Below are 13,915 nucleotides of genomic sequence, written 5' to 3'. Positions count from 1 at the left end.
TGTCGGGTCTGCACGCTCGCGTGGAGCGGCGCTGCCATGACTTCGCCGGAAGCCGTCCGCAGAGTCGGAGGCTTCGGGGCATGGGTCGCCCGACCGTTCACGCGGCGGCAATCCATTACATAAGACAATCGGCCCACGATTTCCCCGGCAACGTCCGGGACTCAGACTTTGGGGGACCCGCACGTGTTGAATGACGTTCTGATCCGGCCGGCACCGCAGGAAAGCGCGCATGACGAGCGCGCCGCCGCGGCTCCGGCGCCCGCGTCCTGGGCTGCCCCGACGCTCTCCGTCAGCGGCGACGCGGTGGTGGACCTGCGGGAATCGATCCGCGCCAAGCTGGCCTTCTCGCTGGGCCGGACGCCCGAGACGGCGCGCCCGCGCGACTGGTTCGCGGCGACCGCCCTGGCGTTGCGCGAGCGGATCGTAGCCGCCTGCATGGCGGCGGAGCGCGGCGTGCCGAACAAGCGCGTCTACTACCTGTCGCTGGAATTCCTGATCGGCCGGCTGATGTCGGACGCGATGAACAACCTCGGCCTGACCGAGACCACCCGGGCGGCGCTCAAGGAACTCGGGGTCGATCTCGGCGCCGTGGAGGAGGCCGAGCCCGATGCGGCGCTCGGCAATGGCGGCCTCGGGCGGCTGGCGGCCTGCTTCATGGAGAGCATGGCCAGCATCGGCATCCCGGCGATGGGCTACGGCATCCGCTACGATCACGGCCTGTTCCGGCAATCCTTCGAGGATGGCTGGCAGCGCGAGGCGCCGGAGACGTGGCTGGCGGAGGGCAACCCCTGGGAATTCGCCCGCCCGGAGGCGGCCTACGCGATCGGCTTCGGCGGCACCGTCACGATGTCCTCCTCGGAGGAGGGGGTGATCCGGCGGCACTGGCAGCCGGCCGAGATCGTGCGGGCGGTGGCCCATGACGTGCCCGTGCCCGGCTGGCGCGGGCGCCACGTCAATGCGCTCCGCCTGTGGAAGGCCGAGGCGGTCGAGCCGCTCGACCTCGCCCGGTTCAACGGCGGCGACCATGTCGGCGCGGTCGCGGCGCGGATGCGCGCCGAGGCGATCTCTCGGGTGCTCTATCCGAGCGATTCCTCGGCCGAGGGCCAGGAGCTGCGCCTGCGTCAGGAATACTTTTTCACCGCCGCCTCGCTCCGGGACCTGCTCGCCCGGCACGTGGCCGAGCGCGGCGACGTCCGCTCCCTGCCGGACCACGCGGCGATCCAGCTCAACGACACGCACCCGGCCATCGCGGTGCCGGAGCTGATGCGCCTGTTGATCGACGAGCACGGCCTCTCCTGGGAGGATGCGTGGCACGTCACCACCAACACGCTGCACTACACCAACCACACCCTCCTGCCCGAGGCGCTGGAGACCTGGCCGGTGGAGCTGATGGAGCGGCTGCTGCCGCGCCACATGCAGATCATCTACCTGATCAACTGGATGCACCTTGAGGAGCAGTCCAAGCACGGCCGGCAGGGGCCGGCGGATGCCGAGGCCTACCTCGCCTCGATCTCGCTGATCGACGAGTCGAACGGCCGCCGGGTGCGGATGGGGCACCTCGCCTTCCACGGCGCGCGCCGGGTCAACGGCGTCTCGGCGCTGCACACCGACCTGATGCGCTCCACGGTCTTCTCCGACCTGCACGCGCTGGATCCCGACAAGATCGTCAACAAGACCAACGGCATCACCTTCCGCCGCTGGTTCCACAACGCCAATCCGGGCCTGACCCGGCTTGCGGTCGAGACCGTGGGGGCGGGCGTCCTCGACGATCCGGAGCTGCTGCGCGGCCTGGAAGCCCATGCCGAGGATCCGGCCTTCGTGGCGCGCTACGCCGCCGTGCGCCGGGAGCGCAAGGAGGCTTTGGCCAAGGTCGTGGCCGAGCGCACCGGCATCGATATCGATCCGGCCGCTTTGTTCGACGTGCAGGTCAAGCGCATCCACGAGTACAAGCGCCAGCTGCTCAACGTGGTCGAGACGGTGGCGCTCTATCAGGCGATCAAGGCCGAGCCGCACCGGGACTGGACGCCCCGCGTGAAGATCTTCGGCGGCAAGGCGGCGCCGAGCTACGTGCAGGCCAAGCTGATCATCAAGCTCGCCTGCGACATCGCCAAGGCGGTCAACGACGACCCCGAGGTCGCCGACCGGCTGAAGGTGGTGTTCCTGCCGAACTACTCGGTGAGCCTCGCCGAATCGATCATCCCGGCGGCCGATCTGTCGGAGCAGATCTCCACCGCCGGCCTGGAAGCCTCGGGCACCGGCAACATGAAGTTCGCCCTCAACGGCGCGCTCACGGTGGGGACGCTCGACGGCGCCAATATCGAGATCCGCGACCATGTCGGGGCGGAGAACATCTTCATCTTCGGCCTGGAGGCCGACGGGGTCCGCGCCCGGCAGGCCGAGCCGGATTACGCGGCCAAGGCGATCCAGGCCTCGCCGCGCCTGGCGGCGGCGCTCGACATGATCGCCTCCGGCCGGTTCTCGCCGGAGGAGCCGGCCCGGTTCCGCCCGCTGACCGACGACCTGCGCCGGCGCGACCAGTACCTGCTCACCGCCGACTTCGACGATTACTGGCGGGTGCAGCGGTCCATCGACGCCGCGTGGCGCGATCCCCGCGGCTGGTGGGCCAAGGCGATCCGCAACACCGCCCGGATGGCGTGGTTCTCGTCGGACCGGGCGATGCGGGAATACGCCGCCGAGATCTGGCGGGTTCGGCTGGGCTGACGGGAAGGGGCACGGGCCCGCTGCGTCAGCGCTCCCGCGGGCTTCTCCCTCCCTCCTCTGCGGGGGAGGGAGAGACGCGGGGCCGCTTGCGCCCATCCTCCGACCGAAACGCGCGGATTCGCTACACTCCGCCACTGTCATAGATCGCGCCCGCCAGACCCTCCAGCTTCCCGCGGTCGATCACCGTGATGCGCCCGCGCCGGGCCCGGATCATGCCGGCCCCCTCCAGCGTGTGGGTCGCCATCGTGACCGTGGGGCGGCGCACGCCGAGCATCTTCGAGAGCAGCTCGTGCGTCAGGGGCAGCTCGTCCTGGTCCAGGCGATCATGGGTCATGAGGATCCACCGGGCGAGCCGTGCCTCGACGGTGAGGTCGGCATTGGCGTAGACGGTCTGCCCCACCTGCACGATCAGGCTCTGCACGTAGCGCCCCAGTACCCGGCGCAGGCCGGCGCGCGCATCGAGCGCCGCGCACAAGGCGTCGGCCGCGATGCGCAGCGCCTCGCCCCCGGCCTGCACGATCGCGGTATGGGGCGTGGTCTCCGTCCCCAGCGCGAGCGGCACGCCGACGAAGCCCTCGCGGCCCGTGAGGCCGATCTCGATGCGCCCTTCGCGGGTGTCGGCCACGAGGGAGACGATCCCGTCCTCGACGAAGTAGGCCTGCGTGATCGGCTGCCCGGGCGCGATCAGCACGTCGTGCAGCATGAGGGGCACCGGCTCCAGCGCGGGGGCGAGACGGTCGAACTCCTCCGGCGTCAGGGCGGCGAGCAGTCGGTTTCGTACGACGGATTGCTGCGGCAGCGCCATGAGGCCCCTCGGAATCCGGGCGGGAGCACGGGCCATCTCCCCATCACCCGCGTCCCAAGATCCCGGCGGATGATCCTGACTGTTTCACACCGCACCGCCCGGCAGTATCGAGTAGGTTAGTTTTCGGGGCGCAATCCGTCTGGATTCTTACACAACCAACTGGAGTACACCGTACTTGGCGCGGTCGGCGCCGTGCGGGCGGGCAGTTGCGCGTTCGGACCTCGGCTACGCCGGGGCCACTGCCTAAATTTGTGGCACATGAATTGCGAGCTTCGGGCCGTCTCAACGAAGACGACGAAGGGCACCGCCGTGATAGCATTTGGAACGTGGGGCCGGGCCGCGGCGCTGGCCGCCGGGCTCGCCATCGGCGCCGCGGGAGCAGGGGCCGCACACGCGCAGGAGACCATCAAGGTCGGCATCCTGCACTCGCTCTCGGGCACGATGGCGATCTCCGAGACCACCCTCAAGGACGCGATGCTGATGCTCATCGCCGAGCAGAACGCCAAGGGCGGCGTGCTCGGCAAGAAGCTGGAGCCGGTGGTGGTCGATCCGGCCTCGAACTGGCCGCTGTTCGCCGAGAAGGCCCGCGAGCTGATCAGCAAGGACAAGGTCGCGGCCGTGTTCGGCTGCTGGACCAGCGTCTCGCGCAAGTCGGTGCTGCCGGTGTTCAAGGAACTCGACAACATCCTGTTCTACCCCGTCCAGTACGAGGGCGAGGAGAGCGAGCGCAACGTGTTCTACACCGGCGCCGCCCCGAACCAGCAGGCGATCCCGGCGGTCGATTACCTGATGTCGGAGGATGGCGGCGGCGCCAAGCGCTGGGTGCTGGAGGGGACCGACTACGTCTACCCGCGCACCACCAACAAGATCCTCGAAGCCTACCTCAAGGCGAAGGGCGTCAAGGACGAGGACATCCTGATCAACTACACGCCGTTCGGCTTCTCGGACTGGCAGACCGAGGTGTCGAAGATCAAGGCGTTCGGCTCGGCCGGCAAGAAGACCGCCGTGGTCTCGACCATCAACGGCGACGCCAACGTGCCGTTCTACAAGGAACTCGGCAACCAGGGGATCAAGGCGACCGACATCCCGGTGGTGGCCTTCTCGGTGGGTGAGGAGGAGCTCGCCGGCATCGACGCCAAGCCGCTCACCGGCCACCTCGCCGCCTGGAACTACTTCGAGTCGATCAAGACGCCGGAAAACGAGGCCTTCATCAAGAAGTGGCAGGCGTTCCGGAAGAACCCCAAGGCCGTCACCAACGACCCGATGGAAGCCCACTATATCGGCTTCAACATGTGGGTGAAGGCGGTCGAGAAGGCCGGCACCACCGACCCCGACAAGGTGATCGACGCGCTGCCGGGCATCGAGCAGAAGAACCTCACCGGCGGCACCGCCACGATGCTCCCCAACCACCACATCACCAAGCCGGTCTTCATCGGCGAGATCGAGTCGAACGGCCAGTTCGATGTGGTGTGGAAGACCGACAAGCTGATCCCCGGCGAGGCGTGGTCGAAGCAGCTTGAGGGCTCCAAGGATCTCGAGGCCGACTGGGTCAAGCTCAAGTGCGGCAACTACAACACCAAGACCAAGAGCTGCGGCGGCGCCTGAGGCGCCTTCTCCCCTCCCCAGGCGATCCCGGGCCTGCCCGGGATGCGCTCAAGCTTGTGGGTAGGGGTAGGGGTAGGGGTGGGGGTGGTGCAGAAGGCACCGCACCGCTCGATCCTGCACCACCCCCACCTCCAGCTCCTCCCCACAAAGGGGAGGAGAGTCCGGTCGCGCCAGAAAAGTGCCATGGTCCGTCTCCTCACCCTCCTGTTCCTGCTGCTGGCCGTCCCGGCGCTCGCCCAGGCGCCCGATCCCTACGGTCAGCTCGCCGGCGACGGCTATGCCGAGATCGAGGCCGGCGTCTCCGGCCTCGCCGCGAGCGGCGACCCGCGCGCCGACGCGGTCCTCTCGGCCCTGTCGGACGGACGGCTTCTCGTACGCCCCGCCGACAAGGCTCTGCTGATCCGGCAAGGCAACACCGTCGTGGATGCGAAGACCGGCGCCCCGTCGGCCGACAGCCCCGACCTCAAGCCGGTGCGCGCCAACAACCGGGTCCGCCGGTCGATCGAGGCCGCCCGCGGGCAGCTCGACCTCGCGAGCCCGGACCCGGCCAAGCGCCGCGCCGCCGCCGACGCGGTGTTCAAGGCCCGGGACGCGGCGGCGCTGCCCGCCCTCGACGCGGCCCTGGCGCGCGAGACGCAGGCCGGCATCCGCCAGGCGCTCACCGAGGCCCGCGCCGCCGTGCTGCTGGCCAAGCCCGGCACCGCGGAGGCCGATCGCATGGCCGCAATTCCCGCCATCCAGGCCCGGGGCGATGGCGACGCGATGGGCATCCTGCGCGGTCTCGCGGCGGATCCGAGCGAGGCGGTCCGCGCCGCTGCCGGTCGCGGCATCGCGGCGATCGAGACGCGGCTCGCGATCCTCGGCGCCCTCCAGAACGTCTGGTACGGCATCTCGCTCGGCTCGGTCCTGCTGCTCGCCGCCATCGGGCTGGCCATCACCTTCGGGGTGATGGGCGTGATCAACATGGCGCACGGCGAGATGGTGATGCTCGGCGCCTACACGACGTATCTCGTGCAGGAGCTGATCCGCACCAAGGCGCCGTCCCTGTTCGGCTGGTCGCTGGCGATCAGCATCCCCTGCGCGTTCCTGGTCGCCGGGCTGATGGGCGTACTGATCGAGCGGTTCATCATCCGCTTCCTGTACGGGCGCCCGCTGGAGACCCTGCTCGCCACCTTCGGGGTCAGCCTCATCCTGCAGCAGGGGGTGCGCTCGATCTTCGGCCCGACCAACCGCGAGGTCGGCGCCCCCGCCTTCATGAGCGGCGCCTTCGATGTCTACGGCCTGTCGGTCACCTGGGGCCGGATGTGGATCATCGTGTTCGCGCTGGCCGTGTTCCTCGGGCTGCTCTTCGTCCTGCGGAAGACGTCGTTCGGCCTGAAGACCCGGGCGGTCACGCAGAACCGGCGCATGGCCGCCGCGATGGGTATCCGCACGCCCTATGTCGACGCGCTGACCTTCGGGCTCGGCTCCGGCATTGCCGGCATCGCCGGGGTCGCGCTGTCGCAGATCGATAACGTCTCGCCCAATCTCGGCCAGGGCTACATCATCGACTCGTTCCTTGTCGTGGTGTTCGGCGGTGTCGGCAACCTCTGGGGGACGCTGGTAGCGGCGCTGACGCTCGGCGTCGTGAACAAGCTCGCCGAGCCGTATGTCGGCGCGGTGCTGGCCAAGATCGGCCTGCTGATCTTCATCATCCTGTTCATCCAGAAGCGCCCGCGCGGCCTGTTCGCGCTCAAGGGCCGGGCGGTGGAGTCGTGAGCCCCATGACCGCCCGCATCCCCCTCATCGACCTCAAGGGCTGGATCTTCCTCGCCGTCCTGGCCGCCTTCTGCCTCGCGGTCCCGGTGCTGAACCTCGCGGTGCCGGAGGGCTCCGGCCTGCACCTGCCGACCTACCTCGTCTCGCTGTTCGGCAAGTACCTCGCCTACGCGCTGCTCGCGGTCAGCCTCGACCTCGTCTGGGGCTATTGCGGCATCCTCTCGCTCGGCCACGGGGCGTTCTTCGCGCTCGGCGGCTACGCGATGGGCCTATACCTGATGCGCCAGATCGGCTCCCGGGGTGTCTACGGCAACCCGGTCCTGCCCGACTTCATGGTGTTCCTGAACTACAAGGCGCTGCCCTGGTATTGGTACGGCTTCGACCATTTCGCCTTCGCGGCGCTGATGGTGCTGCTGGTGCCGGGGCTGCTGGCCTTCGTGTTCGGCTGGCTCGCCTTCCGGTCGCGGGTGACGGGCGTCTACCTGTCGATCATCACCCAGGCGATGACCTACGCGCTGATGCTCGCCTTCTTCCGCAACGACATGGGCCTCGGCGGCAACAACGGGCTGACCGATTTCAAGGATCTTCTGGGCTTCTCCGTTCAGGCCCAGGGTTTTCGCGTGGGCATCTTCGTCGCCACCGGCGTCGCGCTGGCGCTGGGCTACCTGATCGCCCGGGTCATGACGGTGTCGGCCTACGGCAAGATCCTGATCGCCGTGCGCGACGCCGAGAGCCGCACCCGCTTCCTCGGCTACCGGCCGGAACACTTCAAGACGCTGGCCTTCACGGTCTCGGCCATGATGGCCGGCGTCGCCGGCGCGCTCTACGTGCCGCAGGTCGGCATCATCAACCCGGGGGAGTTCGCCCCGACCAATTCCATCGAGACGGTGATCTGGGTGGCGGTGGGCGGCCGCGGCACGCTGGTCGGCGCGGCGCTCGGCGCCGTGCTGGTCAACTACGCCAAGACGGTGCTCACCGGGGTGATGCCCGATGCGTGGCTGTTCGGCCTAGGCGGCCTGTTCGTGGTCGTGACGCTGTTCCTGCCCCGCGGCCTCGTCGGCACCGCCATCGAACGCTTCGGCTCCCGGCGCGCCGCCGCCAAGCTGCCGCCGGAGCCCGAGATCGCCCCGAAACTCGCGGAAGAAGGGCAGGGCTCGTGAGCACCGACCTCGTCGAACGCCCGGATGCAGGCGGCCCCGCCAACCGGAAGCGCGAGACGGACGCGCTCCTCTATCTCGACGACCTGCGGGTGACCTTCGACGGCTACAAGGCCCTGCGCGGCCTGTCGCTGACGCTGGCCCGCGGCGAGTTGCGGGCGATCATCGGCCCGAACGGGGCCGGCAAGACCACCATGATGGACTGCATCACCGGCAAGACCCGGCCGGACAGCGGGATCGCGCTGTTCGACGGCACCCACGACCTGCTCAAGAGCGACGAGCCGGCGATCGCCGACCTCGGCATCGGCCGCAAGTTCCAGAAGCCGACGGTGTTCGAGAGCCACACGGTCGCCGACAACATCCTGCTGGCTCTCAAGGGTCCGCGCGCCGCCTTCGCGTCCCTGTTCGGCTGGCGCAATCGGGTGGAGGCCGAGCGGATCGATGCCCTGCTGGAGACCGTCGGCCTGCTGGCCCATCGCGGCCGCCCGGCGGCGGATCTGAGCCACGGCCAGAAGCAATGGCTGGAGATCGGCATGCTGCTGGCCCAGGACCCCAAGCTCCTGCTGGTCGACGAGCCGGTGGCCGGCATGACCGACGCCGAGACCGCCGAGACCGCCCGCCTGCTCCGGCGGATCTCGGGTGAGCACGCCGTGGTGGTGGTGGAGCACGACATGCACTTCGTCCGCGACCTCGGCTGCCGGGTCACCTGCCTGCACGAGGGCGCGGTGCTGGCCGAGGGCTCGATCGACGCGGTCTCGGCCGACCCGCGGGTGGTCGAGGTGTATCTCGGGCGATGACCACCATCATGGTTTCAAAAGGTCGAGACCTTTTGCGGGTGCAGGGCGGAGCCCTGCTGTCGAGCGAAGCTCGATCGTCGGGCTGCGTCCGAGACTGTCAGGGCTTCGCCCTGACGACCCAACAAAGGGCACGCCCTTCGGGATCCCCTTTTCTACCCTCCCAATCCGATGGTGAACCCTCATGCTGAGCGTCGAGGGGATCGACCTCTATTACGGCGCCGCGCAGGCGCTCCGCGGCGTCTCGCTGACGGCCGAGGCCGGGCAGGTCACGACGGTGCTGGGCCGCAACGGCGTCGGCAAGACCTCGCTGCTGCGGGCGATCGTCGGCCAGCAGCCGGTGCGCGCCGGCGCGATCCGCCTCGACGGCCGCCCGATCCAGGCGCTCGCCCCCTACGACCGGGCCCGGGCCGGGATCGCTTTCGTGCCCCAGGGCCGCGAGATCTTCCCGCTGCTCACCGTCAAGGAGAACCTCGAGACTGGCTTCGCCCCGCTCAAGCGGCGGGACCGGCACATCCCGGGGGAGATCTACGACCTGTTCCCGGTGCTCAAGGACATGCTGCACCGGCGCGGCGGCGACCTCTCCGGCGGCCAGCAGCAGCAGCTCGCCATCGGCCGGGCGCTGGTGACGCGGCCCAAGCTCCTCGTGCTCGACGAGCCCACCGAGGGCATCCAGCCCTCGATCATCAAGGATATCGGCCGGGCGATCACCTACCTGCGCGGCAAGGGCGAGATGGGCATCGTGCTGGTCGAGCAGTATTTCGAATGGGCCCGCGACCTGTGCGATTCCTACGCGGTGATGGACCGCGGACAGGTGGTGCTGGCCGGTCCCCGGGCCGGGATGGTCGAGGGCGACGTCCTCAAGTGGATGTCGGTGTAGGGCAGGCGCCCTCGCCCTTGCGGGAAGGGCACGTTGCGCCTCTCCGCTCCTGCCGAACCCGACGCGAATATCATTATTTATGCGACTATTTAGAATTCGACGGACGCGCGCGCGGTACAAATTTCGCGAAAACTGTGAAAGTGTCCCCGGACGGCCAAGGTTAAACCACAATTCGAGACTGCCATGGCGACCTGCCGCAGGAGCGCCCCATGACGATCCTCGATCCCACCACCGGTAAGCTGGTCACCATTTCCCTGCCGCGGCCGCGTCCGCAGCCCAGTCCCCGCTGACGGGGAGACGCCGCCTCGTGGAGACTGCCATCGTGTCGGGAGGGATGCGCCGGACGGCGCGCGCCAAGCGTCTTCGGATCCGGACGAGTCCGCCCGGCCTGTGGCTGGTCGGGGGCGGGTCCGCATCGGACGACGCGCCCCTGGCCGCCGCCGATCTGATCGCCATGGCCCGGGCAGCGCGCGGGACGAGCACGGATGGCACCGCCGGAGAGCCTGCGGAGTCGGCCCGAGGGCGCTCGCGCTAGGGCCCTGGTCACCGAGGTGGCCGCCGTTCGGCGCTGAAGTGCGCGCTACGATAAAGTTTTAGAGTCGGGGCGCCTCATATCGAAGGACGGATCGGGCGCCTCGAACAGGCCCCGAATCGCGGCCTGGATCACCCCGGGCGTCTCAGCAGCCGGAGCAGATCGGCTTGGCGGCGCCGCGACCTTCCTTCTCCAGGCGTCGCATCATCGCCTCGCGGTTGTAGGAGCGCGTCTCGAACTGAACCGTGGACTTGCCGCCGGTCGCCCCCGTTTCGCCGACGCCCAAGCGCGCGACGGCGTCCCTGTTCACCACGAAGGACGGCCGCGCCATCTCCGTCGGGCTCAGGGTCTGCCAAGCCAGCCGCGCGCGGGTCGAGGCGGCCAGAACATCCAGGGGGTTCACCTGCGCGCCCCGGCTCTCGCCCGAGCCCCCGTGCGCCAGGGCCGTGCCCGGGATGCGGATGACCGGCAGGGCTGCCACCGGGACGGCCGGGTTCCGGACCGCCTTCAAGCCGGCCTCGTGCTCCACCGTGAGGGGCGGCAGGGAGCTGTACGCGGTCGGCACGTTGGGCATTCGAGAACAGGCGCTTGCCGAGAGCAGAACGAGCCCTACAACCGCGATCCGCGACACCATATTGGCACCTGAAAGCAATACTCAGCCGTTCTGGCCAAGCTTGCTCCCGTAGATATAGCAGTGCGTCCGCAGTGTCCAATGGCCGAGCTCGCGCGCCTGCGGCGGCACGGCCCCGTTTGGGGCGACGATTGGCCATCGCGGGACCCCAGAGGAAGCGCGCTTTTGGACCCGCCCACTCAGCCGCGCAACTGCGCCACGAAGGCCCGGATGAAGGGCGGCAGCCCGTCGAGGTCGCGCAGGCACAGGGTCAGGTCGCGCCGCGCCCACGAATCGGCCAGCGGCACCACCGCGAGGGCCAAGCCCTGGGCGGCCCGGACGGCTGCACTCTCGGGCAGGACGGCCAGCCCGACCCGGGCGTCCACCAACCGGCAGACGGCATCGAACCCGCGCAGTTGCACCCGCAGACGCATCGGGCGCCCCTCCCGCGCCGCCTGGGCGACGAGGAACCGGCTGATGGCGCTGCGCCGGTCCAGGCCCACGAGATCGTGACCCAGCACCTCCGCGAACGGAATCGCCCCCCGCCCCGCCAGGGGATGGTCCCGGGCGGCGACCAGCACGAACCGGTCCTCCCGGAACGGGAAGGTCCGGAGCGAGCCGGTATCCACCGTGCCGGACAGGATGCCGAGATCGGCCGCCCCCTCGGCCACGAGCCCGACGATCTCCTCGGAGGTGCGCTCCTCGATCTCGACGCCGATCCCGGGATGGTCGGCCAGGAAGGCCGAGAGCGCCTCCGGCAGGAATTCGGTGAGCGCGTTGGTGTTGGCCAGCACGCGGATCTGGCCGAAGGCGCCCCCCGAATAGGCCGACATCTCCTCGCGCAGACGCTCGACCGCGGACAGGACCTCGCGGGCATGGACCAGGAGCGCACGCCCCGCCGGGGTCGGATTGACGCCCTGGCGCCCCCGGGTCAGCAGCGCGGCCCCGAGCGACTCCTCCATCAGCCGGATCCGCGTGGAGGCCGCCGCCAAAGCGAGATTCGCCCGCGCCGCCCCATGGGTGATCGAGCCGGCCTCGACCACGTGCCGGAACAGGCCGAGATCGGTGAGATCGAACCGCATCATCGCCCCGGCCTCTTCCGACAGCGCCCGCGCCGGCCCATCGGACACGCTGCCCACGGGCGACCGACGGTAGCCCCAGCCCGTCCCCGTGTCAGCGCGCCGGATGCAGGACCCGCCAGCGGGGGATAACCACCCTTGCGGCCATCCAATCCTGTTCCCGGTCGTGGCGACGCAACAGCTGGATATGCACTATCGTCGCGAGCTTTGATTTTTTATACCCGCAATCGACGCACCGATACGCAGATCCTCTTACAAACTTACCAGAAAAAAATCTGGATACTGAGTTACCTTTACTCAAGATCGCAGAATAATTATTTACCTCCTTTTAACGCGAGGCAATCCAAATCTATAAGACAGCCCCTGGATCGTCCGCATCAATGACAAATCTCTTGCGCATGCCCGCCCCGGGACTGAGTCCGATCCGCCCGCGACCACAAGGGTCCGGACCACTAGGGTCGCGACCGGGATGTCCGACGTCCCTCCGGATGGACCGCCAGCGGCACGGCCCGGCGCGCGGCCCCGCGCCGGACGCACCGAAGCCGCCGCCCGGGAGCCCCTGATGGACGCGCTTCTGGTCGACGACAGCGCGGTCATGCGCCTGAGGCTGCGCCAGTTGCTGGAGGCCAAGCCCGACGTGAGCGTGACCGATCACGCCGATCCGGGCGCCGCGCTCGTCGAGGCGCAGATCCGGGCCTTCGACCTCGTCCTGGTCGATTGCCACCTGCGCACCATGGACGGGATCGCCTTCATCCGGTGCATGCGGACCATCCCGCATTACGCCCAGGTGCCGATCGTGATGCTGGCGGACAACATCTCGGACGCGGTGCGGCTCTCCGCGCTGGAGGCCGGCGCGACCGACTTCCTCGACACCTCCATGCAGGGCGTCGAGCTGACCGTGCGGCTGCGCAACATGATCCGCCTTGCCAAGGCCGTGCGGCGGCTGTCCGAGCAGGCGGCTTGGCTCGACGGCGAGGTCGAGGCCGCCCTGCGCCACATGCGCGAACGCGAGGAGGAGATCATCTTCCGCCTCGCCCTCGCGGTCGAGTATCGCGACAGCGACACGGGGGACCATACCTGGCGGGTCGCCCGCTACAGCCAGATCATCGCCGAGGAACTGGGGCTCGCCCCGGATGCCTGCCGCAGCCTCTATCTCGCGGCGCCTCTGCATGATGTCGGCAAGGTCGGCGTGCCCGACAGCATCCTGCTGAAGCCCGGGCGGCTCGATCCGGACGAGTTCGCCGTGGTCCAGACGCATACCACCATCGGCCAGCGGATCCTGGGCGGGAGCGCATCCGAGCTGATCCGCCTCGCGGCCGAGATCGCCGAGGCCCATCACGAGCGGTGGGACGGCGGCGGCTACCCGAACGGGCTCGCCGGGACCGCGATCCCGCTCGCCGCCCGGATCGTCGCGGTGGCGGACGTGTTCGATGCCCTGACCACGCAGCGTCCCTACAAGGCCGCGATGCCCTTCGAGGCGGCCCTGGACGCCCTCCGCGCCGAGAGCGGACGCCATTTCGACCCGGATTGCATCGCGGCCTTCTGCGCCCGCTGGGCCGATATCCGCGTCGCCGGCGGCCAGGAGCGAGCCGCGATCCGGCCGGTCACCGAGCCCTGGGCGCGGGTCCCGACCCTGCTCCGCGAGATCGCGGCCGAGCCGCCGGGCCCGTCCGGGTGGCTGGTGCGCGATCCGCACAGCCTGATCGCCCCGGACGACGCGCCACCGGTTCCGCCGCTGACCCGGGATCCGCACAAACGACCGAAGGAGCCTCGCCGTGAACACGCGCCGGATGACGCGGCCGGCGATCGCGCAGGCCGGCCACATCTCCCTGGGCGCGGCCCGACGCCCGGTCGACGCGACGGGCTGCCCCACGGTGTTGCGCACCGACGGAACGGTCCACCGCATCTGATCGCCGCACGGCCGGACGATTCGACCCTCGGGCGGTCCTGAGACGGCGCGTTCCGGTTTCCGGC

10 protein-coding genes are annotated in these 13,915 nt (G+C 69.4%); 7 read left to right on the top strand and 3 right to left on the bottom strand.

All coding sequences use genetic code 11. The annotated features are described in order from the left end of the window. Positions 1 to 183: 183 nt before the first annotated feature. Positions 184 to 2,721 (top strand): glycogen/starch/alpha-glucan phosphorylase, encoded by a 2,538-nt coding sequence (locus OXS27_RS20600; RefSeq protein WP_267358452.1) that lies wholly within the window; start codon positions 184 to 186, stop codon positions 2,719 to 2,721. Between the two features lie 121 nt (positions 2,722 to 2,842). On the opposite strand, the gene OXS27_RS20595 is transcribed toward OXS27_RS20600, so the two are convergent. After that, positions 2,843 to 3,526 (bottom strand): Crp/Fnr family transcriptional regulator, encoded by a 684-nt coding sequence (locus tag OXS27_RS20595; protein ID WP_267358451.1) that lies wholly within the window; start codon positions 3,524 to 3,526, stop codon positions 2,843 to 2,845. Between the two features lie 309 nt (positions 3,527 to 3,835). On the opposite strand from OXS27_RS20595, the gene urtA reads away from it, so the two are divergent. The 5 genes from urtA (at position 3,836) to urtE (ending at position 9,720) form a co-directional block, all read left to right on the top strand. After that, on the top strand, positions 3,836 to 5,131 hold the full coding sequence (gene urtA / locus OXS27_RS20590; RefSeq protein ID WP_267358450.1) for an urea ABC transporter substrate-binding protein: 1,296 nt from the start codon (positions 3,836 to 3,838) through the stop codon (positions 5,129 to 5,131). Positions 5,132 to 5,314: 183 nt separating this feature from the next. Further along, positions 5,315 to 6,889 carry an urea ABC transporter permease subunit UrtB gene (gene urtB / locus OXS27_RS20585; protein ID WP_267358449.1) on the top strand — a complete coding sequence of 525 codons (1,575 nt, stop codon included), beginning with the start codon at positions 5,315 to 5,317 and terminating at the stop codon, positions 6,887 to 6,889. 5 nt (positions 6,890 to 6,894) lie between these two features. Next, positions 6,895 to 8,049 carry an urea ABC transporter permease subunit UrtC gene (gene urtC, locus OXS27_RS20580; RefSeq protein WP_267358448.1) on the top strand — a complete coding sequence of 385 codons (1,155 nt, stop codon included), beginning with the start codon at positions 6,895 to 6,897 and terminating at the stop codon, positions 8,047 to 8,049. Then, positions 8,046 to 8,843, top strand: coding sequence for an urea ABC transporter ATP-binding protein UrtD (gene urtD, locus OXS27_RS20575; RefSeq protein WP_243927307.1), 798 nt, complete (start codon positions 8,046 to 8,048; stop codon positions 8,841 to 8,843). The genes urtC and urtD overlap by 4 nt, the downstream gene beginning before the upstream one ends. Positions 8,844 to 9,024: 181 nt before the next feature. Next, positions 9,025 to 9,720, top strand: coding sequence for an urea ABC transporter ATP-binding subunit UrtE (urtE, locus tag OXS27_RS20570; protein WP_267358446.1), 696 nt, complete (start codon positions 9,025 to 9,027; stop codon positions 9,718 to 9,720). A 677-nt stretch (positions 9,721 to 10,397) separates the two neighbouring features. Here urtE and OXS27_RS20565 read toward each other — a convergent pair. Beyond that, positions 10,398 to 10,817, bottom strand: a complete 420-nt coding sequence (locus tag OXS27_RS20565; RefSeq protein ID WP_243927313.1) for a hypothetical protein — start codon at positions 10,815 to 10,817, stop codon at positions 10,398 to 10,400. A 245-nt stretch (positions 10,818 to 11,062) separates the two neighbouring features. Beyond that, positions 11,063 to 11,947 (bottom strand): LysR substrate-binding domain-containing protein, encoded by an 885-nt coding sequence (locus OXS27_RS20560; RefSeq protein ID WP_267358491.1) that lies wholly within the window; start codon positions 11,945 to 11,947, stop codon positions 11,063 to 11,065. Positions 11,948 to 12,503: 556 nt separating this feature from the next. Between OXS27_RS20560 and OXS27_RS20555 the strand changes: the two genes are divergently transcribed. Then, positions 12,504 to 13,892, top strand: a complete 1,389-nt coding sequence (locus OXS27_RS20555) for an HD domain-containing phosphohydrolase (protein ID WP_267358445.1) — start codon at positions 12,504 to 12,506, stop codon at positions 13,890 to 13,892. Positions 13,893 to 13,915 lie beyond the last annotated feature (23 nt).

Source organism: Methylobacterium sp. GC_Met_3 (genome assembly GCF_026540775.1).
Lineage (GTDB): Bacteria > Pseudomonadota > Alphaproteobacteria > Rhizobiales > Beijerinckiaceae > Methylobacterium.
This window is presented reverse-complemented; position numbering and strand designations above follow the sequence as displayed.

Coding starts and splice junctions, on each gene's coding strand:
- OXS27_RS20595 (WP_267358451.1), bottom strand. CDS start 3,526: ATGGCGCTGCCGCAGCAATCCGTCGTACGAAACCGACTGCTCGCCGCC.
- urtB (WP_267358449.1), top strand. CDS start 5,315: ATGGTCCGTCTCCTCACCCTCCTGTTCCTGCTGCTGGCCGTCCCGGCG.
- urtC (WP_267358448.1), top strand. CDS start 6,895: ATGACCGCCCGCATCCCCCTCATCGACCTCAAGGGCTGGATCTTCCTC.
- urtE (WP_267358446.1), top strand. CDS start 9,025: ATGCTGAGCGTCGAGGGGATCGACCTCTATTACGGCGCCGCGCAGGCG.
- OXS27_RS20560 (WP_267358491.1), bottom strand. CDS start 11,947: ATGATGCGGTTCGATCTCACCGATCTCGGCCTGTTCCGGCACGTGGTC.
- OXS27_RS20555 (WP_267358445.1), top strand. CDS start 12,504: ATGGACGCGCTTCTGGTCGACGACAGCGCGGTCATGCGCCTGAGGCTG.